This is a genomic window from Halolactibacillus alkaliphilus (assembly GCF_900115465.1).
Classification (GTDB): Bacteria; Bacillota; Bacilli; order Bacillales; family Amphibacillaceae; genus Halolactibacillus; species Halolactibacillus alkaliphilus.
The window spans coordinates 1-22495 of the sequence record NZ_FOWN01000018.1; the positions used below are offsets into that span (position 1 = coordinate 1).

Genomic DNA, 22495 nt, shown 5'->3' on the forward strand with positions numbered 1-22495 from the left:
TCAACTAATGTGATATTATATTTTTCACTCAATGACACAAATTTATCTTTGGCATAATCCGAAATCGTATCATCTATTACTTTTCTTCGATACTTCACAACTAACACAAGATGGTAATGCATCAAAAATACTGAATGATTGTTACTGTCTAATTTCATTGTTATCTCAATCCTTATACTTAATAAGACTGATTACACCATAATAAGAAAAAAGACAAAATAAAAAACCTTTGGGCTGTCGCCCAACCGACATTCATCTCCCCCTTATCGTTGGGCTACGCCCTTCACACGCTTGAAGAGGGAGACTTCTTTCGGAAGTGCGTTAAATAACCGTACTATCTATATTTTACTATATTTTTCATTTTATCTATACAACTTTTTTTCATATTTCATTCAACATTGCATCAGATACATGCCATTATCCGTTACAGCAATTCACCCAAGGTTTATTTTAGAACAAGACGGGAAAAGTTAATAAGACAAAATTTAGTAAGCATTGTTGTAAAAACTCACATGAGAGGGAAGAATAAAATGAAAAAGCTATCGATTGTTCTATGTTTTCATGAAGATGCTGGTCAAGTAAATAAAGAGACAATAAGAGAACTAACTCATCTAATACAAAAAAAGGCGCATATGCTCACGTTATTAAACTTAAAAGATAAAACAAAAGAAACTATTATGAATGAACTTAGTCGCGTCGATTTAGTGATTGCTTACGGTGGTGATGGGACGGTCCATCACGTTTTACAATATGTGTTACAATGTGACAAACAACCGATGTATGCGATTATTCCAGGTGGGACGGCCAATGATTTTGCCCGTGCATTACATATGCCACTCCAACCGGTTAAAGCCATCGAATCGATACTTAAGCTTAAGACAACAGTCGTTGATGTCGGGCAATATGATGACCGTTATTTTTTAAACTTTTTTGGTGTGGGACTTGTGACAGATACAAAACAAGCTGTTAGTGTAGCTGATACGAAAGCAACGCTTGGTAGATTCAGTTATTACTTAAGTAGTTTACAGTCACTTCAATCGCCAGAGACGTTTCAATTAACACTGACGTCAGACACAAAAAATTATCAAGGCAACGCAATAATGGTCATGGTCGGAAATGGTCAGTACACCGGCGGTGTGCGCGCCTTTTTTAATCAAGCAAATGTGAATGATGGCAAATTTGACGTCCTCATTATTAAAGAAATCTCTGCACAATCATTACTTGAGATGATCAAAACTAATATCACGCCTAACACCGAAAGCTTAGAAGGGATTGACTATTTTCATGCGACTGAGTTAACTATTGAGACGACACCAAACAAACCGATTGACTGTGATGGAGAAGACGGTGGCGAAACACCCGCAAAGCTCTTTATTCAAAAACACGCGTTAACTATGATTACAGGCGAAAAGTCAGAAGGATAACTTTTAACTCCGCGCATAATAACGAAAAGAGCTACGCATCACGCGTAGCTCCCTTTTTGTTTCTTTAGCTTTTTTTAGCATATAAAGCTAACAGATGTATGTGATCAAATGTATTCAATAAACTTACAGTTCAAAGTGTTTAATGATCTCTTTTAAGTTGTCAACCAACCCTGTCAATTCTTTTGCGCCATCTGAAATGTTTTGCATCGAACCGTTCATCTCTTCAACTGAGGCACTCGTTTCTTCAACACCCGCAGCTGATTCCTCAGAGATCGAGGCCACTTCTTCAACAGCAGATAAAAGGCGGGCTGTTTCAGTTGACACGTGGTTAAGTGATGAGACAATTTGGTTAATGCTCTTAGCTGTACTATCGACCGCTTGGTTGATTTGATTAAAGGTAGCATTGGTTTGATTAATCTGATCTGTCCCTGTTTTAACTACCTTATACCCCTCATTTAAATCCACATTTACTTGACTTGAAGCTGATTGAATGGTATCAACTGTTCCAGTAATCTCTTTAACCGATGACGCGACTTGTTCAGCGAGTTTTCTTACTTCATTGGCAACCACACTAAAGCCTTTACCATGTTCACCGGCACGCGCAGCTTCAATCGATGCATTGAGCGCTAGGAGATTCGTTTGTTCGGCAATGTCTTCGATGACACCGACCATTTTGGTAATGCTTGTCGCATGTGTATTAAGCTCTTCCACACGCGTAACTGAACCCTTGATGACACGATCAATGTCACGCATCGCATCGACAGATGCTTTCATCAGCGCTTGTCCTTCATTTGTTAAAGATAAGACATGACTTGTTTCGTCATTCGCTTTTTGTCCTTGATTTAATGCTTCAGTCATCTCGCTGTTTAAAACATGCATGCCTTCAGACAATTCTGAGGCATGGGTCGCTTGCGACTCAGACCCATCAGCGAGCTCACCCATTGTTAGCGCAATCTGATCAGCGCCGTTACTCACTTCGACTGCTGACTGTGATAATTCATCACTGTGGCGATCGACCGTTGTTGAAACTTCATTTAGCTGATGAATTAAGACCGTCATTTGGAGTGTCAATTCATTGGTTGCTTCCATTAACTGAGCTGATTCATCACGTAGGCGTACTTCAAACGGCTCATGATTGAGCTTTCCTTGACTTAACGCATGCATACGCTTTGTTACTTTTTGAAGTGGCTTGGTAATTGAGTTCGCCACTAGATAAGCAATCACAACAGCTACTGAAATAATCAGTATAATAGCTATACCCGAAGAGATAATCATCATGTCACCCATTGACAAGACATCTTCTCCTATTTGTTCAATGGCCTCTTCCCGTTCTCTTGCGAGTGCTTTAAAGCCATCTACGAGTTGACTTGCGATAGGGTTGACTTGGTTTTGTAAAAATAACTGTGCTTGGGGCACATTACCCGCATCTACCATCTCAAACACTTGATCTGTCCGCATCCCCCACTCAACTTTTAAATCGATGAGTTTCTTTAGCTCTTCTGAATCACTCAGTGCTAACGCGCGTTCTTCTAAAGCAATCGCCTCTTCAAGTCCTTGTTCGAATGCTTCACGATACGTATCGTTTTCGTAAAGTAAGTAAGACTCTAATAAACTCGTCCGCTCTAACATATTAAGTGCCAGTTGTTCATCAACGACTAAAATAGGCAATTCTTTTTCAATCATGTTTTCTACTTGCCGATCACTAAAAACCATCATCATAATCATAAAGCTACTTAAGATGACACTAAGACCTACTACTGTTAGAAAACCAATTAAAATCTTCGCTTTTAAACTTTTTAATCCGCGTTGTTTCAACGTTCACCACTCCTTCAGCTTGATGTATACCCCTTACATCGTCATAATTTAATCAAAAATCCCCCCCGAGTTTTTCAAAATCTACGAGGCGCTTTGTTAATTATATCGACCGCTTTCACATTTTTTCAACCAGTTGTCCAACAACTTATTAAAAACTTCGGTTACTTTTACGCACACACTTTAAACAATCCGTGCCATCGGGACTTATATTTTAAAAACACACCCTTAAAAAAACAAAAATAGAGCACACAACAAGACGTCATGTGCTACACATTATGCTTTTATATCAATCATTTGTCCTAAATCAGGATGAGGGACAACAGCTGTTTCAAGCATGTCTGTCATGGACTCAGAACTCATTTCAGCCATTTCCATTGTCTTTGACATTAATTGAATGGCCATGTCGCTTTTTACTTGTTGTTGTGACATCAGAATAGACATTTTAGCGATATCGATAAAGCAGCGCTCCTTTCTTAAACAAACCTAATTAAATTTACGTGGCTTAAGCATTTGAAATATTTTCTAATATGAGTATATCATAGAATTTCTACTGCGTTAAGAGTTGTAAGATACTTTGAGGCTGTTGCATGCTTTGTGCTAACATCATTTGTGCCGCTTGATTTAAGATATTATGTTTTACAAACAGCATCATCTCTTTTGCCATATCAGCGTCACGAATCCGCGACTCCGCACTGGTTAAATTAAATGCCTGATTATCGAGGTTGCTGATTGTATGACCTAATCGATTTTCCATTGCGCCTAGCCGTGAGCGTTCACGCGAAACAGATTCAATGGCTTTGTCTAGCACCGTCAATGTATCATTTGCGTCATCATGACTTTTCACACTTAAATCATTTACACCTAGCCCTTCACTTGTCATGTCATTGATGGACAAACTTATCGTTTGACCACTATTGGCACCAACTTGTAGCTTTTTATCTTTAAATGTACCGTCAAGTAATGACTGTGTATTAAATCCAGTCCGCTTACCAATGTCATTCAATCCTTTACTGAGTTCGTCGAACTCAGTTTGGATTTTCTCACGATCTGACGTTGTCAACGTATCGTTAGCTGCTTGAACAGTGAGTTCCCGCATGCGCTGCAAAATAGCATGTGTTTCATTTAAGCCACCTTCAGCCGTTTGGATCAGAGAAATACCATCTTGTGCATTACGTGAAGCTTGATTAAGCCCACGGATTTGCGCACGCATACGTTCAGAAATAGCTAAGCCAGCCGCATCATCTTTCGCGCTGTTAATTCGCTTACCTGAAGATAAGCGCATCATCGCATTCATCATCTGGTTCTGATGTAAACCCATTTGTCGATATGAAAATAATGCCATCGTATTTGTGCCTATGCGCATGGTTCCTCTGCCCCTTCCATAGAATATCATCCCGTAATAATTATATCGACTTATTCTTATAGAAAATAAAGAAGAATGTTTGAAATCATACCATGCTAATTAAGAAAATGCCATATTCTTTTACAAATCTGTATTTAACTTAATATTTTGTGTGCGAATTTTTAATAATAGTTCGGCAAAATCAAAGTCCATTTGATCATCTATATCTATTGAGTTCTCTTTGTTTATGACCAATGCAAAACTTTTATTATTATAAATATCATTCGATTTCAAAAGATGATCGATTCTCACTATATATATAGCGCCGTTGATACGATAGTAAGTAGAAATATTTTGCCTTGGTATTCCTACAATATCTGGTCTTATGAAATTTTCCATGGAAAGATCCTCTGGTAAAGTGTTCGCCCATAGCGGAGAATGATCCATTTCACATACACCCACAACAAAATTCGCGCTCTTTTCCTTCATCACTTTATATCCTTCAAAAATATTATTCGAAGTTCTAAGCGGTGACGTTGGTTGTAACAAAGCAACTGTATCAAACTCACTTCCTAAATTCTTATATCCTTCAATGACTTCTTTGACTACATCCCACGAAGAAGCAGTGTCAGTTGATAGTTCATTACTTCTCAAGAAAGGTACACTAGCTCCACATGTTCTCGCAATATTTGCATAATCCCTAGAATCGGTTGAAACCATTATTTCATCGAACATACTTGACTTTACTGCGGCTTCAATGGTATAAGCCAACAAAGGTTTGCCATTTAATAATTTAATATTCTTATCTTTAAGCCCTTTAGATCCTGATCGCGCTGGTATGATTGCAAGATTTCTCATTGCTCTACCACACAATCATAAAACTTTTTTTTAAGGTCTATTTTATTATTAATCACACAATCTTTTATTACTTCAACTACTTTATTGGACGTATCCCCATTTCCATAGGGATTAACCGTTTTCTTGGTTTCGTGTGCAAACTTATCACTTAATGCCAAACCCAAGGCTTGATGTATGCTTAACTGGGTAGGTTCACAGTTAATGACACTACTTGCCTGCATTCTTCCCTTTTGTCGGTCTCCTATGTTTACTGTAGGAATACTAAAGCTTGGGGCTTCTACTAATCCACTTGAGGAATTCCCTATAACCATCCTACAATACTTGAGTGCGCTTAGATAGCGTTTCATGCCAAGTGATGCATATGCGAAAATGTTATCATTATCTTTAGCATATCTATCAATAAATTGGTTTATAATCCGGCCTTCAGCATCTGCATTTGCTTTAGTGAAGATAAAATCTAAATTATTATATTTTTTACAGACTTCGAGAAGCGATTCAATTTGCTTCTCAGAGCTGTTCTCTTCAAGTGTTACTGGATGGAATGTAACCACCGCATATGGCTTTGATAAACTGATATTAAGTTCATTTTCTAATTCTTCTTTTTGTAGCAATTTTTCATTTAAGATATTTTCAATACCAATGGCTCCGACGTTGTATACACGCTCTGGATTCTCACCTAATTGAATAACCCTATTTCGGTATTCATTTGTACTTGTAAAATGAAGGTAACTCAGTTTTGTTATCGCATGACGAATAGACTCATCAATGGCACCTTCTGTGGTTTCTCCACCATAGAGATGAGCTATAGGAATTCTCTGATTCATAGCTGTAGTTGCTACAGCTAGCGTTTCATATCGGTCACCAAGAACTATCAACAAATCGGGATTTAACTTCTCAAAATAATCAGCAAAGCTAATCATCGCAAGACCCATTGATTTAGAAATAGAAGATGGTGTATCTGAGCTTAAAAGAATATCAATTTTCTTATCAATAGCAAAACCATCCCTTTCAATTTCTTGATACGTCAAACCGAATTCAGGTGATAAATGTGCGCCAGTAGCTACAACTCTGACATCGAATTCCTTAACTTTATTTAGTTTTAAGATAATCGGTTTTAACAATCCATATTCAGCCCTTGTAGCTGTCAATATACTGATTAATTTTTTCATAGCTCTATCAACTCGTCTTCTTCAAAATCTCTTAAAGCACACTTCCCTATGACATCAAACCATCTCATAGGACTTATACCAGTACCTGGCCTTTTCACTGTAAGGTTATTTTCTGTAAAAATTTCACTCGCTTTAATGTCTTTACTTGCAATAATACTCTTACGAGCAACTGCCATGTTCTTCTTCTCTGATTCCGCTGGCTGTTTGATTCTATTACCTAATGCAGATTCAATATTCCTAATTGAATCAACCATAGCCTTAAGCTCGTCCGGTTCTAAACTTGCTTTATGATCAGGTCCCTCCATATTTCTATCCAAGGTAAAATGTTTCTCTATAACCCTAGCACCTAATGCAACAGCCGCAATAGGTACTTCAATTCCTTCAGTATGGTCTGAGTAACCCACCTGTAAATCAAATTCATTTTTAATAGTAAGCATCGCATTCAAGTTCACATCATTAAAAGGAGTAGGATATTCAGTTGTGCAATGAAGCACTGTAATTTTATTGGTTCCGTTGTCCTTTAGTGCATTGATTGCATTTCTTATGTCTTCCATTGTGCTCATACCGGTGGAAAGTATCACTGGTTTATTTAGTTTAGCAATCTTGATTAGATAAGGTAAGTTGGTAATATCTCCTGATGGAATTTTCCACGTGCCCATTTCTAAACTATCCAAAAAATCTATGCTATCAAAGTCAAAAGCAGTGGACATAAATTCAATATCTTTGCTTTTACAGTATTCATTCAGTTCTATAAACTCATCAAAGGAGAGTTCCAGCTTCTTAAGCATATCCTGTTGGGATTCTTTAGGCTCAGTTTGCTGCTTTTGATACTCAGCTTTTACTGCATTTTTTGAAACTATATTCTTCGAAACAAAAGTTTGAAACTTTACGCAATCAGCCCCTGCATCTTTAGCAACATTGACTAATTTCTTTGCCAGATCCAAACTTCCATTATGATTTACACCAGCTTCAGCAATAACGAATACACTCATTGTTTCTTCACCCCCCTGCATGGATTTCCGTAAGCTATCGTATTTGAATCAATATTTTGCAAGACGACACTTCCCATACCGATAATTGAATTTGACCCTATGTGAATTTGTTGTTTAACCGTAGCGTTTGATCCGATGTGAGAATGCTCTCCAACTACGACTTCTCCACCTAAAACAGCTCCTGGAGCAATGTGAGAAAAAGCACCTATCTGACAGTCGTGTTCCACAACAGATCCTGAATTTATGATGGCTCCTTTTTGAATTAGGGATCCAGCATTAATAGTACTCTGTTTCCCTATAAACACACCTTGTTTAATTTCTGCATGTGTACTCACTTTAGCTGAATTATCAATGATAACAGGGATCTCGTAACCAATTTCACTAAGAAGATTAAAGAGTTTTATACGGAGCATTGGGTTTCCGATACTTCCAAGTGTGACAAAAGCATACAGGTAACCATCTTTAAATAAAGCTGGTAAATCATCATCACATCCCACTACAGGAACACCCATCACTGAATTACCAACAGTTTCTTCTTTGTCGACAATTCCGATTTCTACATATTTATTTATTTCAAGAAGACTATCCAATACCGATTTGCAATGGCCACCGCCACCAATTAAAAGTATTTTTTTATCCATCCCTCTCTAACCTTCTTCGCATTTCTTCCATTTCATCAATTTGACCCATGTCCATCCAACTTTTCTCGCCTATTGGATAAATACCGATTTTCTCACCCTCAGCTTTATATTGTTCAATGATATCCGGAAAGCCAATAGATTTACCTTCCTCTAGCTCTTCAATAATCTTAGGCTCTACAATATACATTCCTGTATTTGTGAAAAAAGATAGTTCCGGTTTTTCCTTCATGCTTTCTATTTCACCTGTTTCACTAATTTCAATGACTCCATAAGGAATTTTAATATTTTTTAGTGAACAAACCATCGTGATTAGATTATTTTCTTGCTTATGGTAGTTATATATTTTTTCATAATCTTCTTCAATTAAAATATCGCAATTAGATAAAACAAATGTTGAATGCATTTTGCCTTTTAATAAGCTAAGTCCACCTCCTGTTCCTAGTGGTTCTTTTTCATCAGCATAATGAATTTCGTAGTTTCTCTCAATTTCGTTAAAGTAAGCTTTAATCATATTCTTTTTATGATTAACAACTAAATAGAATTCATCACTTCCTTGCCTATAGAAGCGATTAATTATATGTTCTACAATCGGGATTTCACCAATAGGAATAAGTGGCTTAGGAAGTATTTTAGTGTATGGATATAGACGAGTACCGAGTCCACCGGCCATTATGATAACAGGCACCTTTAAATGTTTTTTCATTTCAATATCTTCATCATTCCGAAGGACTATTGAGAGAATTTGTTTTTCTTTAGAAACAATAGGTACGGCTTCAATAGAATGCTTTTTCAAAAACTCTTTTGCTCTAGTTTTATTTTTCTCTGTTAAATATTTCGGGTTATAATTTGCAATTTCTTTTACTTTCACATCTAGATGACCTTTTTTTAATATCCACCGACGAATATCTCCGTCAGTAATTGCTGCAACAAAAAGATTTTCCTTCACAACAAAAAGAACTTTTTTCGCTACTTCATCTAATTGTTGCATCGCTTCTATCATCGTTTTCTCTTCATCGATTAAAAAATCATTAACATCCATACCTCTACACCTCCACTAATACTTCTTTCTATTTTCGGTGTTGTAGACATTCAACAACATATTGTACGTCTTCTTTAGATAGATTTGAACTACAAGGTATATTGATCATGTTTTCTAAATATATTTGTGCTTTCTCAATTTTATATATTTGATTAGCTCTATATGGTGTTTGCTCACTAATTAATCCCCATATCGGTCGAGATTGAATACATTTAGAAGATAGATAAGAAATGAGCTGATCTCTTTTTAACTTATACTCTTTATCTATACTCAAAGCATAAAACCAATAATTTGGTCTGGTATGTTCATTAAAATCTAAGATTCTTAGACCATGAATACTTTCAATTTCTGATTTGTATCGCTCATAATTAGTTTTCTTTGTTTCTATAAATCCTTCTAATTGTTCAAGTTGTGCCAATCCTAGCGCGGCTTGGAGATTTGTCATACGATAATTATAGCCAATGTCGTCATGTATATAATATAAGTCATTACTTTTAGCTTGTGTTGTTAAATGCTTGGCTTTCTTTAGTAGTTCTTCATTGTTCGATACAATCATTCCACCACCGCCAGTGGTCATGATTTTGTTTCCATTAAAGGAATAGACACCAATATCACCAATAGTCCCTGCATGCTTGTCTTTGTATTTCCCTGCGGTATAATAAGTTCCCAAAGCTTCTGTCGCATCTTCAACTACTTTTAGGTTATATTCATCAGCAATCGACATGATTTTTTCCATGTCTGCCATGTTTCCGAAAACATGCACGACAATAATTGCCTTGATATGTTTTTTAGATGTTTTATTGATGAGCTTGCTATTAATATAGTCACATTCTGTTTCGCAAAAAGCTCTTACTTTATCTGCATCTATATTAAGTGTATCATCACAGTCCATGAAAATTGGTTCTGCGCCTATATATTTAACAGGATTAACCGCCGCAATAAAGGTAAGGGTAGGAACAATGATTTCATCTTCGCTAGTCACTTCCAAAACTCTTAAAGCAATGTGCAAGCCTGAAGTTCCATTTTGACAAGAAACAGCACCACGGGCTCCTGTATATTTCGCAACGTTATCTTCAAACTCACTAATATATGGACCGGCTGTTGATACCCACTCCGTTTCAATTGCACGCGTGACATATTCTAGTTCTTTACCTTTGAGATTAGGAACAGATAGAGGTATATATTTTTCAGACATTAACTTTCACCTCTATTTCTTATCCAAATATCTTCTATTAACTCCCTTATTTCACCTTCACTTTTTTGCTTAACAACTAATTTAGGACTCTCTCCAAATACCATACTGTTATTTGGAATATTTTGATCTTTGATAGTTGTTCCAGTTGATATTATCACGTTATCACCAATGTTACAGTTTCCTAATATCGTTGAATTCGAATACATAATTACGTTTCGTCCTAGAGTTGGATATTTCTTTTTATTACCACCAACTGTACAATTTCGGTAAATAAATAGACCATCATTATATTTAGCTCTTCCAAGAATACTCCAAACAGGATGCTCGACTCCCAAATAGTTAGGTAATTCAATTTCATAAAAGCAGTCCACAGAATGCAAAATCTTGTTTAGATAATATATTTTTGAAGCAAGTTCAGTATCATTACTTTTTTTGAAGATGGTATTTGCTAAATAATAAAGATATATTGAATATTGTCCTGAATGAAAAACAGATAGATTTAAGTCTTCTTTGTAATATTTATTGTTATTCTTCTCAAAGCACTTTAATGTTCTATCTAAGGAGTCTTTTACATACGGTGTTACGTCATGATTGCTTATTAGTATGTTTTTTAATTGTTGGTTAGTAAAATATGAAATATCTCTCTCAATCATGCTTTTCACCCTCCTCACGACTATATATTGTAAATACCTGTCTTGTAATGTTCTAAATTATATTTCAAAAAATCGATTGTCTCTGCCAGCCCTTGATCAAATGAATAGCTTGGTTCCCAATTCGTCAGTCTTTTTATTTTCTCGTTTGACCCCAGAAGTCTATTAACTTCACTTTTTTCAGGTCTAAGCCTCCGATCATCACATATAATACTTGCATTTGGATTAATCTTCCTTATCAATTCTTCAGCAAGTTGACCGATGGATATTTCTTGCTGAGTTGCGATATTAATTTCTTCACCAATTGTATTCTGGGCTCTGGCAATTTCAATAAATCCTCTAACGGTATCTTTCACGTAATTAAAGTCTCTTGTTGGTGTTAATGATCCAAGTTTTATTTCTTCTATACCGGCAAGTAGTTGTGTAATAATTGTAGGAATAACCGCCCTCGAAGATTGTCGAGGGCCATAAGTGTTAAATGGACGAACAATTGAAATTGGCATATTATAGCTCCGATAGAATGATTCAGCTAATCGGTCAGCCCCGATTTTTGTTGCTGAATAAGGTGACTGTCCTTGAAACGGATGTTTTTCATCAATAGGAACATACTGTGCTGTGCCATACACTTCTGATGTGGAAGTAATTAATACTCTAGAAGTTTCTAAATCTTTAGCTGCTTGCAGCACATTAAGTGTTCCTTTGATATTGGTATCGACATATGTATCGGGGGAATGATAACTAAACGGTATAGCGATGAGCGCTGCAAGATGAAAAACCTCATCTATACCTTTCATAGATTCCCTCACACCATTAGGATCTCTCACATCTCCAGTAAAAACTTCTACCTCATTCATGATATCTTTAGATATGCTATCTAACCATCCCCATGAATTAAAAGAATTATAATAAGCGAAAGCTTTTACTTTATGGCCTTGATTTACTAATTCTTCAGTTAGATGACTACCAATAAAACCATCTGCTCCTGTAACTAATACCGTGCTCATTTAATCACGCTCCATTCATATTAAATTTAACCTTCAGTTTTTCTAGCATGAAGACATAATTTTACTACCAAAAACTTAACTATTCCATTTTATAAAATCCTCTCCTTGATTTTAAATGAATGGGTTTTTATTCTAAAATTACCAGTATTTGAATATCGGTGGATCAAATATAAATAACTCAACTTTCGCAGTCCAAAAACGACTACAAAACTTAGTGATTCTAAGTGCATTGGCTAGTTAAATACTCATGTTGCTTTTTTAAAAAATATAAAAAACACCACTCCTGTTTGGTATAATTGAGTTAACCAAAACACAATAACATACAGAAGAGGTGTCTCCTATATGATAACTAATAACGACCTAAATAAGCAACTACCAAATGAATTAAATGTAATTTTTAAAGAACTCAAAGTTTTACATCACCTGAGAAATGCCGGCATTACGAAAGCACTTGGTTTTTCTAGCGGGTATTTATTTCAGCTTATTTTTAGTCTCATATTCAGAAATAAGAACTGGTTTAGAACACTTTAAAGCAAGAAATCTCACGATTTCCCCGCAAAGGATGCCGTTTATCGCTTTATGAATCACTCAACATTCAATTGGCGTAAGTTCCTACTTAACCTAAGTAGTTATACCATTGGTAAAGTAACCAAGTTAACCAACGACCAAAGGTTCTCATTCTGGATGACTCATCTTATCATAGAAATCGAAGTAAATCTGTTGAATTACTGGCGCGTTGCTTTGATCATGCTTCTCAGAAGATGAGATACTACAAAGGTTTTCGTTTACTTACGCTTGGTTGGTCCGACGGAGCAACCTTTATCCCTGTAGATTTCTCTCTACTAAGTTCAAAAAAAGCCAAATTAATGGTATCTCATCTAACATTGATAAGAGAAGTTTAGGGTATAAAAGACGCGTGAACGCTTTACAAACAGCACCTGAACAAATTCCTGACATGATTCATCGCGCCTTATCTTCTGGTATTGACGCATCCTATGTTTTGATGGATTCTTGGTTTACAACACCACCGCTAGTTAAGAATATTCAGGAACAAGGGCTTGATGTGATTGGCATGGTCAAAAATCTAAAACAACGCTATCTTCATGGTGACCAGCGCGTGAGTTTAAAAGAACTTTATACTCTAGCTACACCAACTGAAGGTAAAAAGAATATCATCCCTTCCATTCATACAACCCAGTCTAATGGTGTTGATATTAAGGTTGTCTTTGTGCGGAATCGAAATAAGAGAAGCGAATGGCTCGCTATTCTAAGCACAGACTGTTCGCTTAGCGATGAAGAAATCATTCGCATTTACGGTATGCGTTGGGATATAGAAGTCTTCTTTAAAACAACGAAATCTTTACTGAAACTCCAGAAGGAGTTTCAAAGTCGTTCATATGATGCGTTAATCAGTCATACAACCATTGTATTTACTCGATATATCACCCTTTCATGGCAAAATCGCTGCCATAATGATGATCGAACACTAGGTGGTATCTTTTATGAATTAAGTGACGAAATTAATGAACTTGATTGGGCTCATGCATTATATCAGCTCTTCGAGCTTCTTGAAGATACTCTTAAACAAACAAATAATAAAATACAAAATATTATCAAAAGTCAACTCCAACAATGGTTTGATGCCTTACCTAGTTATATCAAGGCCTATCTGCCGATTTTGGGGTGCGAAAGTTGAGTAAATAAAAAAAGAAAAAACTTGAATTATAAAGGCAAATGAGTAAACTTATTTAATATAAAAGTAATTCTCTATATGTGAAAATACAAATATAGGTAAGCCTTTATTATATAATTTTATTTGTAAATTCTTTATTTTAATTTCACACTCGAATATACTTTTAATCATTAACTCTTTTTCTTTCTTGATCGCAAATTTAAACATTTGAATAAAATCCGCATTTAATCCGTGAGTACTAGAGTTAACGATAATATTATCTATATTTTCTTCCGTTATTTTAATTATCTCTGAATTGATAAAACTATTTATAAAGGTTTCTTTCTCACTAAAATCTACCAGAGTATCATTGGTACCTTGAAAACATAAAATTTGTGTGTGTATCTTCGTATCGTGCTTTATATTACGTAAATCTAATATTTCTGCGTCCATCAAAATATTCCTTAATAAATAATTAAATGATAGATTAAAAGTTATATTGTTACGTTGAAATATTAAATATCTAACCTGCTTAATATATTCAGGTTTAATCCAGGATGAATTATCTATAATATAACTGAATAAATTAGGCATCAGCATATTAGATAAATGAAGTAAATAAGCACCGTGAGAATGGCCGTACCCTATTAATCTATTTTGATTAAAAAGATAATTATTATCTCTTAATATTATCTTAACTGATTCAACCGCAGTAATTAAATCTATCGCTTGCAAAAATCCCATATCGTTAAAGTTATCTATGTGTTCATTTAAAACAGCGACCCCAGGTACAGTACCTTTATAATATTGGATGAAAGATTCGAGACTACTTTCACCTCTTAACACTTCATTCTTCTGAGTATCTGTTAGACTCCTTAAAATAACATCTTGATTAATTGTTATCTTATCAGCGTCTTGCATGAATTCACTACCAAAATAATCGCATTGTATAACAACAAGATTATACTCATTAGCAAAGCTATCTCTCATCTTTTTATAGATATTGGAATTAATTGAAGCTCCAAACCCTGGAACTAACAAAAGTAGTCCTGTCTCATCATTCATGTTATTTTCATCTAGAGAAAATGTAATCTTTAATTTTCTACCTAAAGAATTATTATATATGTTTTGATGTGCCGGAACGTCAAATGAATGTGAAGTTATCATAAGTTTCTCCTAAATATATTTTACGTGTTAGAGTATAGAAACGAATATTTACGTTACATACGTTCATCTCTATAATCAATTCATAATCCATAAAAACTAAATTATCGCTTCTTTTTTTGCTACTTCAACTAATTTATTGGAAGCTTTTTGAAGAATGTCGAGGTAGTGCTTAAACATCTGAACAATATCTTTTTTCTTATCCAAGGTATCTTCTTTTTTTGCTGTTTTATTTATTTTCTGTATTAATAAATCATGTTCTACACGTATCACTTGGACAATAAATTGTTTAAAGAAATCGTTCTTTTCAAACCTAGTCAATTCATCGTCAATCTTTGTGAATAACTTCTCTAACTTCTTTTTTCCAGTTTCATTTTTAATTTTATCAAAGGTGTATTCTAATCTACTTTTTCCCTCTATATAACTTTCATACGATAATAAAAGTTCTTTCTTTTTCTCTTCTTGTTTTGATAAATCATATGAAGCTAAATTAGATGGCCAAGTTTTTTTATCAATTGACTTTCGTAAGTGCTCTTTAATAATTTTTTCAATTGTTTTAAACGGAATACCTTTTATATCTGCGCCACCCTTGGTTGTATTATAATACTCGCCCTTAAAGTGTTCCGCAAAAAGCTCCAATGATTTCCTCATCATATTAAAACTCATTGTAGTCTTGATATTATTACCATAAACATCTTTAACGTCTTCTGCCCGACTTACTTCTTGTTCTGTCAATTCCGAATCAATAAAATTATATTCAACACCTTTTGCGTAACGACGATTATATAAATACCCTAGGTTTTGGCCCGCGAAAATCACAGGTGACATACCTAATTTATTGACAATTTGAAAAGTCATAACAGCAATCGATGGAGAATCCAATATTAACTCATCTACATTGACTTGATCACCTAGTAATAAGCGCGACGTATAATCTTGCGAAGTAATAAAATGATATTTGGGTCCCCGATAATTATCTAGCAATTGATAACCCACACTTGATCCAAACACTAAAGGAATGCTATCCATATTGTTGTTAATCATTTTCTCGAAAACTAAGTGGTTCTTTTCTCCTGGGTCAAAGCTAAATACCGCATCAGGTAAAATATTATATTCTACTAACGTATTAATCGCAGAACCAACAGAAAAGATATAACCTAAGCAGTTCTCTTTAATATAGCGCAGTGATTCAATATCATCAGATAGAGATGGGCCGGCAGAAACTATCATAACTGGCTTATCCTTGAAAATTCGCTTAAAATCATCATCTAATATATTAGGTGTGTTTATAACACGCTTGTGGTTCTTTATACTATTTTCTATCCAATTGAATTGAAAACGGTAATTTGTCGCAAGCATAGATCTATGTTGTCTAATTTTGTTTTTTGATTCCGAAAGAAATTCACTCAATAATTTGCTAAATAACTGTTTATATGTAGGTAAAATAACGATTTCTATTTTTGTTGTCGACTCTTTATAAATCTGATTTACCATTTGTGTAATTGAGTACATTTCTCCTACAAAAAGATGTACAACATTTTTATTAAACACATCTTCCAATTGTATCAAATCTGACGTGACATTAAATATCTCTAGAGATGGTTCAATAATAGAATAACTATTTTGTTGATACTGTTTAGTAAATTGGGATACGTGATAACCTAATCCTAAGCCAAAGAATACAACATGAGAATCGGAATTAAAATCTTCTGTTAATTCCTTTTTCAGAATTTGTTGTGCTTCTCTTTCAGGATTATAACTACTATGAATAAATAATTCTCTATCATCTAACTTAACCTTTAATGTATCTTGGTTATTTCTAGTTTCCAAAACTTCCACAATCATAGTCTCTTTATTACTGTTGGTAAGAAGCGTCCGAACTTCCGGGAAATAGCTTTGTAGATAGCGACTATTACTAGTTTTCAATTGAATCACCTTTCTTGCGAGTTACCACATCATTTACTTTTTTCTGAAGAGCTTCAAAAATCGGAACGATTTCAAAACTTAACAAATCAAAAATTAACGTCGCATCTTTTGATTCTAACGCATCTAATAGTTGTGGTAAGATATTTATTAGACATTTTTGTTCCTCTTTAACTGTATGAAAAGCCACACTATCTAAAGCATTAAGCGATTCTGAGAACTGCATGATGGCCTGTATTCCATCAGTTAAGTCCACCATATTAGTCCAGAATGATTCTGACATTTCTCCGTAATTCTCACTCACCATCAACTCAAGGGTCGGAACCGCTCTGTCTAAATATAATTTTAGAGAGTTAAGAATATCATTTGTTAACTCCTCAACTGATGCCATCTCTAATTCAATGAGTTTAATATCATGAAGATACTGATTAATATAGTTTTCATGATCATTATATACTTCATGTCCATCTATAATTAAATGACTGAAAACTAAATCCTCATTTTCACTTAACTGATTCATCTTTTCAACTATAAACTGAAAAACTTTAGTCTCTTCTACATTAATTATTTCTTCACTTACTTTAACAATAATCATTCCAACACCTCTTATAAATATATTATTAACTATTATTTTATCATAGATTACACTTATGTATTGTTCATTTAATTAAATAAAGGCCCTAGCCTATTGGCTAAGACCTTTATTATTTTCTCAATTATTTTATTAATAATTAACCTAATAATTGAAGAACTGATTGCGGTTGTTGATTCGCTTGAGCTAACATACTTTGCGATGCTTGTGATAGAATGTTTGCTTTTGTCATTTCCATCATCTCTTTCGCCATATCAACGTCACGAATACGTGATTCTGCAGCTGATAGGTTTTCAGAAGAGTTATCTAAGTTAGCAATCGTATGCTCTAAACGGTTTTGATTAGCACCTAATTTCGAACGCTCGGCTGATACAGTTTCTATAGCATCATTAATTGTTTTAATTGCTGCTGTTGCTAAATCGTGTGTCATTATACCAGAAGCAGAGGCAGCATCAGGATCAGTAACAACTAATCCACTAATTCCAATTCCTGAAGATGTCATCGATTTTATTTCTAATGCAATACTCTGACCTGAGTTAGCACCAATCTGAAGTTTCACACTACCAGTTCCAGAAAGTGAACCATTAAGTAGTTTTTTCTGGTTGAATTCTGTATTATTCGCAATACGATCAATTTCATCAATCAATTCATTCATTTCTTTTTGTAGCTCTGAACGGTCTACTCCTTCGTTCGTATCATTCGCAGATTGAACAGCTAGTTCACGCATACGTTGTAAAATAGAGTGTGTTTCGTTTAGTGCGCCTTCTGCTGTTTGAATTAATGAAACGCCATCTGCAGCGTTACGACTAGCTTGATCTAAACCACGGATTTGACCACGCATTTTCTCTGAAATTGCAAGACCTGCCGCATCGTCACCTGCACGGTTGATACGAAGACCTGAAGATAATTTCTCCATTGATTTCTGCATGTTACCTTGGTTAATGCCCATTTGACGGTGTGTGTTTAAAGCTGGAATATTATTGTTAATAATCATGTTTGTTTCCTCCTTGAATTTGTTTGTTCCACATCCATGTGGCTTATTATAGCGATAAGGACATTTTGCGGCCGCTTAATCAGACTTTATCACCTACAATATTATTATCGGAGTTACTATTAGATTGTTTAGTCAAAATTTAAAAAAAATGTTTCAATTTAAAAATCTTTTTATATTAATTTTCTTTGATGCAGCATTATTTTCTTTTTTAATCGCCTCATATACTTCATAACGATTCACATCAATATCTTTTGGTGCATTAATTCCTATCTTAACTTGATCACCTTCAATTGAAAGTATCTCTATTTCAATATTGTCACTAATGATTATCTTTTGTTTTGATTTACGTGAAAGGACTAACATTTATTTCTCCCCCTTAACATTAGAGGAGTTAAATATTTTTTCCTTTGTACTGTAATTTGATTGGTGCATAATATATTGTTTTCCTAAACGTGAATGACGATTGACAACGATCGGTGCTTGTAAATTTGCCGTACTATTAGTTAAATGGTCTTTTAATGTCACGATTGATAGAATTAAAACTTCTTCTTCAGACTTAATGCTTAATTGCTCTAAAATCTGATCGTTTAAATCCACTCTATATTCTTTCTTGAAGTCAAATGGAAAGACAACAATAAAGGCTAACGCCTCTGTGTTGATAGACTGCAGTACTTGAAAGGCTAACGGTTCATCAAAACTTAATAAAACAAATTCTTTTTCGTCTAAAAAACCAGGTAAACCTTGTTCAAAAGAAATCACTTCTTTACTATCAATCTCTACTTCTCCAAAATAACTCGTATTTATCTTCATTTTCTCACCTCTTATTTAGTAGATCTTTACATTTATTTTCACAAATATAATTAAACAAATATTTCTGTCCCACCATTTATAAATGGGGTATTGTAAAAATCAATCTCGATGTAGTTTTTTTGTTGAAGGTAGACATCAACGTTACCACGTTGATATGATTGCGAGACCGGTGTTTGTTTAGTATTAATGATGGGTTTATTCGCTTGATTGTTTACTTCTACTTCTGCTGGTTGATAGTCAATTTTAACAGATCCATATGATGGGATAAACCCTATATTAAACGACCTTACTTGCCTTGGTGCATTTTGTTTGGCAATTAGTTTTAGTGGATCGCCACCATTTTCTATTTTCATCATCATGTCACCTTGACGCCGTCGTCTCCTGGAACCTTCTTGCACTTTTTGTAAACCTTCATTCGCCTCTCTTCTTATCGCTTCGCCTATTGGATATTGCCCTAAGTCTGCGAAGGCTTGTGATTGGTCAATGGTTAATTTACCAGGTTTAGTATTAATATTAATGTTTGCGTTCGGTTGTTGAATCTCAATCTCTGCAGGTCCTTGTTTTATATCTACTGTCGCATCATTTGATTCAATACCAATGCGGGCAAACTGTTGATTTATTCGTAATTGTGGAATATTCATCATGTTTCTTCCTTCCGTCCACAAATGTGATAAAAAGCCTTACCATAGGTAAGGCTCTATTTATTATCTTAGAAAGTCAAGTAACGTTGGCTGAATCACGCGTGAACCTGCGCTAAGTGCCGCGCGGTGAATCGCTTCTTGTGACGTTAAATTCATAATCACTTCTGCAATATCGGCGTCTTCATTTTTTGACATCATGTCACGCGCTGAAATGCGTTGACCTTCTAAACGTGATTCTATCAACTCCACCCGGTTCATTCTTGCGCCTAAATCGGCTCGCTCACTGACGGTGTTATCAATATGCTTATCAACAATGGTAATAAACCGGTCAAAGTCACTATCAGGGACGTCTGACTTTAACGCATCTGATAGAGCTTTAATGTCATCAAACAGCTCTTGACTGTATACATTGGTCGGATTAACATTCGCTTGAAGTCTTGTCCCTGAGGTCACTTCAAGTTCAACCGCTTGATAGTCGCCTGGGGCTAAATTAACAACAGGGTTCCCGTCATCATCTAACGTAACTGGTTTGAGTAACTCACCGTCTTTATTGACACCTGTTGTTTGAGTCCCGTTAAAAATATACTTATTGTTGACTTTTGTGTTGGCGGCTTCAACGAGCTGGAGTTGAAGCTGATCAACTTCTTTCGCAATCGCCTCGCGTTGATTTTGTTCATACGTGCCATTCGCCGCTTGTACTGTCAAATCACGTAAACGATTAAGAATTTGCGTCGTTTCGTCTAACGTATCATCAGACGTCTCCATCCACGTATGCATCTCCGTAATATTACGCTGGAACTGTTCCACGTTACCTACTTCTGTACGGTAACGCATCCCCTTCATCGCAATGACCGGATCGTCCGACGGACGATTAATCTTTTTCCCAGTCGTTAATTGATCCATATATTTATTCATTGACGTATAGCTTTTTGATAAGTTACGCAACATGTTGTTTGACAACATACTTTGTGTGACTCGCATTTACCTCACTACCTTCCTACTAGTCCCATACCATTAATGATACGGTCTAATACTTCGTCTACCGCTGTCATCGTTCTCGCGGCAGCATTGTATGCATGTTGGAATTTAATTAAATTCGTCATTTCTTCATCTAAGGACACCGCACTAACTGAATCCCGATTATTAGAGACTTGTTGACGAAGTACGCCGGCGTTAGCTTCCATGCGGTAAGCTTCCTGGGCAATAACCCCGAGCTCTCCAATCATACCTTCAAAGTAACTTTTTACTGATGTTTTATTTCCTAAAGAAGCAATATGTTCTGTGTAACTTCCCGCAAGTTTAACGGCATTTAAACCGTCACCACTCGCATTAGCCGCAGAACTTGCGGCGATTAAGTCTTTATTATTTAAGATTTGTTGATTGACAGATAAACCAAGCGACGGTCTACTTGCGTCAGGATCAATCACAAAGAAATCCTCAATACCCACATTCCCATCAATATCAAATCCTTCAGCATGCGTCGCATTAAATTTCTCCACAAAAGCAATCATCAGCTTATCTACATCCGCCAACATATCAATGTAGACCCCTTTTTCTACCGGATTACCATCTGCATCGACTGCGCCTGTTTCAAATCCCTGCATTTCCATTAAGCCTTTTAGCTGACCAGTTGAGAGGAAGTCCCCTGCGTTGATTGTTTCACTGGCGTTCGCTTCTACTTCTGCCAGGGTCACATCCCCTGTAATGCTTGTTGGGTTATAAAAATGAAAGGCTTTCACATTATTATTATCATTGAGTTCTGTGTACATATGGTTAACTTCGTAGTTATTCCCGTCAACTAACGTCACTGTCTCATCACCTGAGCGTAAAATAACGGTGGCTTTCCCCATCGCAATCGGACTCGGCATCCCCGAACTCTTTTCATACTTCACCTGAATATCAGCAATCGATGATAATTGATCAAGTAACCGGTCGCGTTCATCATATAAATCATTGGCGACGTGACCGTGTGGTTCTATTTCACCAATTTGACGATTCAGTTGATTAATTTGATCAACCAGAGAATTAAACTCTATTTGTTTGACGTTCATCTCATTACGTAAATCCTCCCGGACAGACTCAAGTGAACTTGATGTGTAATGAAACGTATCAGCTAGCGCTTCCGCACGTTGGGCAACGACAGACCGCGCGCCTGAGTCTTCTGGGTTAACCGATAAATCTTGAAGGGCGTTCCAAAATTGATCAAAAATATGCGACAGTCCAACTTCAGATGGTTCATTTAAAATCGCTTCCATTTGTTTTGCGGCTTCTGCTTTTTGACGGTAATACATCGTCTTCCCATTTTCTTTTCGGTACTGCACGTCTAAAAATTGTTCGCGAATCCGCTCGATTGATCCCGCCTGAACACCGCCACCGACGCGGTCATTTAACCCACCTGGTTCACGGCTTGACGTGATGCCACTTAACGCTTCAAAGTTGACCCGCTGACGCGTATAACCGACTGTATTGGCGTTTGATATATTATGAGAGGTAGTATACATAGCTGACTGCTGGGCACTAAGTGCTCGCTTGGCCATTTCTAACCCGTGAAAAGTTGATGACATCTCATT

General features: G+C 35.7%; 22 protein-coding genes and 1 pseudogene. 2 read left to right on the forward strand and 21 right to left on the reverse strand.

Features of this window, described 5'->3' with window-relative positions; all coding sequences use genetic code 11:
* Nucleotides 1–158 (reverse strand): transposase (locus tag BM163_RS08340; RefSeq protein ID WP_177200259.1); only part of this gene is annotated, 158 nt, incomplete at its 3' end.
* A 372-nt stretch (nucleotides 159–530) separates the two neighbouring features.
* On the opposite strand from BM163_RS08340, the gene BM163_RS08345 reads away from it, so the two are divergent.
* Complete coding sequence (locus tag BM163_RS08345; RefSeq protein ID WP_170243697.1) at nucleotides 531–1424, forward strand: diacylglycerol/lipid kinase family protein; 894 nt, start codon at nucleotides 531–533, stop codon at nucleotides 1422–1424.
* Nucleotides 1425–1547: 123 nt separating this feature from the next.
* On the opposite strand, the gene BM163_RS08350 is transcribed toward BM163_RS08345, so the two are convergent.
* From BM163_RS08350 to BM163_RS08400, 11 genes are all read right to left on the reverse strand, one after another.
* Nucleotides 1548–3239: a methyl-accepting chemotaxis protein gene (locus tag BM163_RS08350; RefSeq protein ID WP_089802092.1), complete on the reverse strand. Its 1692-nt coding sequence runs from the start codon at nucleotides 3237–3239 to the stop codon at nucleotides 1548–1550.
* Nucleotides 3240–3512: 273 nt separating this feature from the next.
* Nucleotides 3513–3680, reverse strand: a complete 168-nt coding sequence (locus tag BM163_RS08355; RefSeq protein WP_089802094.1) for a YjfB family protein — start codon at nucleotides 3678–3680, stop codon at nucleotides 3513–3515.
* A gap of 106 nt (nucleotides 3681–3786) precedes the next feature.
* On the reverse strand, nucleotides 3787–4602 hold the full coding sequence (locus BM163_RS08360) for a flagellin N-terminal helical domain-containing protein (RefSeq protein WP_089802096.1): 816 nt from the start codon (nucleotides 4600–4602) through the stop codon (nucleotides 3787–3789).
* Between the two features lie 120 nt (nucleotides 4603–4722).
* Nucleotides 4723–5439 carry an acylneuraminate cytidylyltransferase family protein gene (locus BM163_RS08365; RefSeq protein WP_089802098.1) on the reverse strand — a complete coding sequence of 239 codons (717 nt, stop codon included), beginning with the start codon at nucleotides 5437–5439 and terminating at the stop codon, nucleotides 4723–4725.
* The gene (gene neuC / locus BM163_RS08370) at nucleotides 5436–6608 is read right to left on the reverse strand and encodes a UDP-N-acetylglucosamine 2-epimerase (RefSeq protein ID WP_089802101.1); all 1173 of its coding nucleotides are present in this window, start codon (nucleotides 6606–6608) and stop codon (nucleotides 5436–5438) included. Before neuC ends, BM163_RS08365 begins: the two co-directional genes overlap by 4 nt.
* Nucleotides 6605–7600 carry an N-acetylneuraminate synthase gene (gene neuB / locus BM163_RS08375; RefSeq protein WP_089802102.1) on the reverse strand — a complete coding sequence of 332 codons (996 nt, stop codon included), beginning with the start codon at nucleotides 7598–7600 and terminating at the stop codon, nucleotides 6605–6607. The genes neuC and neuB overlap by 4 nt, the downstream gene beginning before the upstream one ends.
* Nucleotides 7597–8241: an acetyltransferase gene (locus BM163_RS08380; RefSeq protein WP_089802104.1), complete on the reverse strand. Its 645-nt coding sequence runs from the start codon at nucleotides 8239–8241 to the stop codon at nucleotides 7597–7599. Before BM163_RS08380 ends, neuB begins: the two co-directional genes overlap by 4 nt.
* On the reverse strand, nucleotides 8234–9280 hold the full coding sequence (locus BM163_RS08385; protein ID WP_089802106.1) for a sugar phosphate nucleotidyltransferase: 1047 nt from the start codon (nucleotides 9278–9280) through the stop codon (nucleotides 8234–8236). The genes BM163_RS08380 and BM163_RS08385 overlap by 8 nt, the downstream gene beginning before the upstream one ends.
* Nucleotides 9281–9308: 28 nt before the next feature.
* On the reverse strand, nucleotides 9309–10475 hold the full coding sequence (locus tag BM163_RS08390; protein WP_089802108.1) for a LegC family aminotransferase: 1167 nt from the start codon (nucleotides 10473–10475) through the stop codon (nucleotides 9309–9311).
* Entirely contained in the window at nucleotides 10475–11128 is a 654-nt protein-coding gene (locus BM163_RS08395; RefSeq protein WP_089802109.1) for an LbetaH domain-containing protein, read from the reverse strand. Before BM163_RS08395 ends, BM163_RS08390 begins: the two co-directional genes overlap by 1 nt.
* 20 nt (nucleotides 11129–11148) lie before the next feature.
* Nucleotides 11149–12129 (reverse strand): NAD-dependent 4,6-dehydratase LegB, encoded by a 981-nt coding sequence (locus tag BM163_RS08400; RefSeq protein ID WP_089802111.1) that lies wholly within the window; start codon nucleotides 12127–12129, stop codon nucleotides 11149–11151.
* 342 nt (nucleotides 12130–12471) lie between these two features.
* On the opposite strand from BM163_RS08400, the pseudogene BM163_RS08405 reads away from it, so the two are divergent.
* Nucleotides 12472–13825 (forward strand): annotated as a pseudogene (locus tag BM163_RS08405) (IS4 family transposase).
* Between the two features lie 48 nt (nucleotides 13826–13873).
* Here BM163_RS08405 and BM163_RS08410 read toward each other — a convergent pair.
* The 9 genes from BM163_RS08410 to flgK all read right to left on the reverse strand — a co-directional run bounded on the left by BM163_RS08410 (nucleotide 13874) and on the right by flgK (nucleotide 22489).
* Nucleotides 13874–14968, reverse strand: coding sequence for a DUF2920 family protein (locus tag BM163_RS08410; protein ID WP_089802113.1), 1095 nt, complete (start codon nucleotides 14966–14968; stop codon nucleotides 13874–13876).
* 96 nt (nucleotides 14969–15064) lie between these two features.
* Complete coding sequence (locus BM163_RS08415; RefSeq protein ID WP_170243695.1) at nucleotides 15065–16804, reverse strand: motility associated factor glycosyltransferase family protein; 1740 nt, start codon at nucleotides 16802–16804, stop codon at nucleotides 15065–15067.
* A 76-nt stretch (nucleotides 16805–16880) separates the two neighbouring features.
* Complete coding sequence (locus BM163_RS08420; protein ID WP_089802117.1) at nucleotides 16881–17483, reverse strand: DUF8042 domain-containing protein; 603 nt, start codon at nucleotides 17481–17483, stop codon at nucleotides 16881–16883.
* A 136-nt stretch (nucleotides 17484–17619) separates the two neighbouring features.
* Complete coding sequence (gene hag, locus BM163_RS08425; RefSeq protein WP_089802119.1) at nucleotides 17620–18474, reverse strand: flagellin Hag; 855 nt, start codon at nucleotides 18472–18474, stop codon at nucleotides 17620–17622.
* Nucleotides 18475–18627: 153 nt separating this feature from the next.
* A complete protein-coding gene (csrA, locus tag BM163_RS08430; protein ID WP_089802121.1) occupies nucleotides 18628–18837 on the reverse strand; it encodes a carbon storage regulator CsrA in 210 nt (69 codons plus the stop codon).
* Nucleotides 18838–19284 (reverse strand): flagellar assembly protein FliW, encoded by a 447-nt coding sequence (fliW, locus tag BM163_RS08435; RefSeq protein ID WP_089802123.1) that lies wholly within the window; start codon nucleotides 19282–19284, stop codon nucleotides 18838–18840.
* 50 nt (nucleotides 19285–19334) lie between these two features.
* On the reverse strand, nucleotides 19335–19928 hold the full coding sequence (locus tag BM163_RS08440) for a DUF6470 family protein (protein ID WP_229675536.1): 594 nt from the start codon (nucleotides 19926–19928) through the stop codon (nucleotides 19335–19337).
* A gap of 60 nt (nucleotides 19929–19988) precedes the next feature.
* Nucleotides 19989–20906, reverse strand: a complete 918-nt coding sequence (gene flgL / locus BM163_RS08445) for a flagellar hook-associated protein FlgL (protein ID WP_089802127.1) — start codon at nucleotides 20904–20906, stop codon at nucleotides 19989–19991.
* Nucleotides 20907–20914: 8 nt separating this feature from the next.
* Nucleotides 20915–22489, reverse strand: coding sequence for a flagellar hook-associated protein FlgK (flgK, locus tag BM163_RS08450; RefSeq protein ID WP_089802129.1), 1575 nt, complete (start codon nucleotides 22487–22489; stop codon nucleotides 20915–20917).
* Nucleotides 22490–22495: the final 6 nt, after the last annotated feature.

Coding starts and splice junctions, on each gene's coding strand:
- BM163_RS08345 (WP_170243697.1), top strand. CDS start 531: ATGAAAAAGCTATCGATTGTTCTATGTTTTCATGAAGATGCTGGTCAA.
- BM163_RS08355 (WP_089802094.1), bottom strand. CDS start 3,680: ATGTCTATTCTGATGTCACAACAACAAGTAAAAAGCGACATGGCCATT.
- BM163_RS08360 (WP_089802096.1), bottom strand. CDS start 4,602: ATGCGCATAGGCACAAATACGATGGCATTATTTTCATATCGACAAATG.
- BM163_RS08365 (WP_089802098.1), bottom strand. CDS start 5,439: ATGAGAAATCTTGCAATCATACCAGCGCGATCAGGATCTAAAGGGCTT.
- neuC (WP_089802101.1), bottom strand. CDS start 6,608: ATGAAAAAATTAATCAGTATATTGACAGCTACAAGGGCTGAATATGGA.
- neuB (WP_089802102.1), bottom strand. CDS start 7,600: ATGAGTGTATTCGTTATTGCTGAAGCTGGTGTAAATCATAATGGAAGT.
- BM163_RS08380 (WP_089802104.1), bottom strand. CDS start 8,241: ATGGATAAAAAAATACTTTTAATTGGTGGCGGTGGCCATTGCAAATCG.
- BM163_RS08385 (WP_089802106.1), bottom strand. CDS start 9,280: ATGGATGTTAATGATTTTTTAATCGATGAAGAGAAAACGATGATAGAA.
- BM163_RS08390 (WP_089802108.1), bottom strand. CDS start 10,475: ATGTCTGAAAAATATATACCTCTATCTGTTCCTAATCTCAAAGGTAAA.
- BM163_RS08395 (WP_089802109.1), bottom strand. CDS start 11,128: ATGATTGAGAGAGATATTTCATATTTTACTAACCAACAATTAAAAAAC.
- BM163_RS08400 (WP_089802111.1), bottom strand. CDS start 12,129: ATGAGCACGGTATTAGTTACAGGAGCAGATGGTTTTATTGGTAGTCAT.
- BM163_RS08410 (WP_089802113.1), bottom strand. CDS start 14,968: ATGATAACTTCACATTCATTTGACGTTCCGGCACATCAAAACATATAT.
- BM163_RS08420 (WP_089802117.1), bottom strand. CDS start 17,483: ATGATTATTGTTAAAGTAAGTGAAGAAATAATTAATGTAGAAGAGACT.
- hag (WP_089802119.1), bottom strand. CDS start 18,474: ATGATTATTAACAATAATATTCCAGCTTTAAACACACACCGTCAAATG.
- csrA (WP_089802121.1), bottom strand. CDS start 18,837: ATGTTAGTCCTTTCACGTAAATCAAAACAAAAGATAATCATTAGTGAC.
- fliW (WP_089802123.1), bottom strand. CDS start 19,284: ATGAAGATAAATACGAGTTATTTTGGAGAAGTAGAGATTGATAGTAAA.
- BM163_RS08440 (WP_229675536.1), bottom strand. CDS start 19,928: ATGATGAATATTCCACAATTACGAATAAATCAACAGTTTGCCCGCATT.
- flgL (WP_089802127.1), bottom strand. CDS start 20,906: ATGCGAGTCACACAAAGTATGTTGTCAAACAACATGTTGCGTAACTTA.
- flgK (WP_089802129.1), bottom strand. CDS start 22,489: ATGTCATCAACTTTTCACGGGTTAGAAATGGCCAAGCGAGCACTTAGT.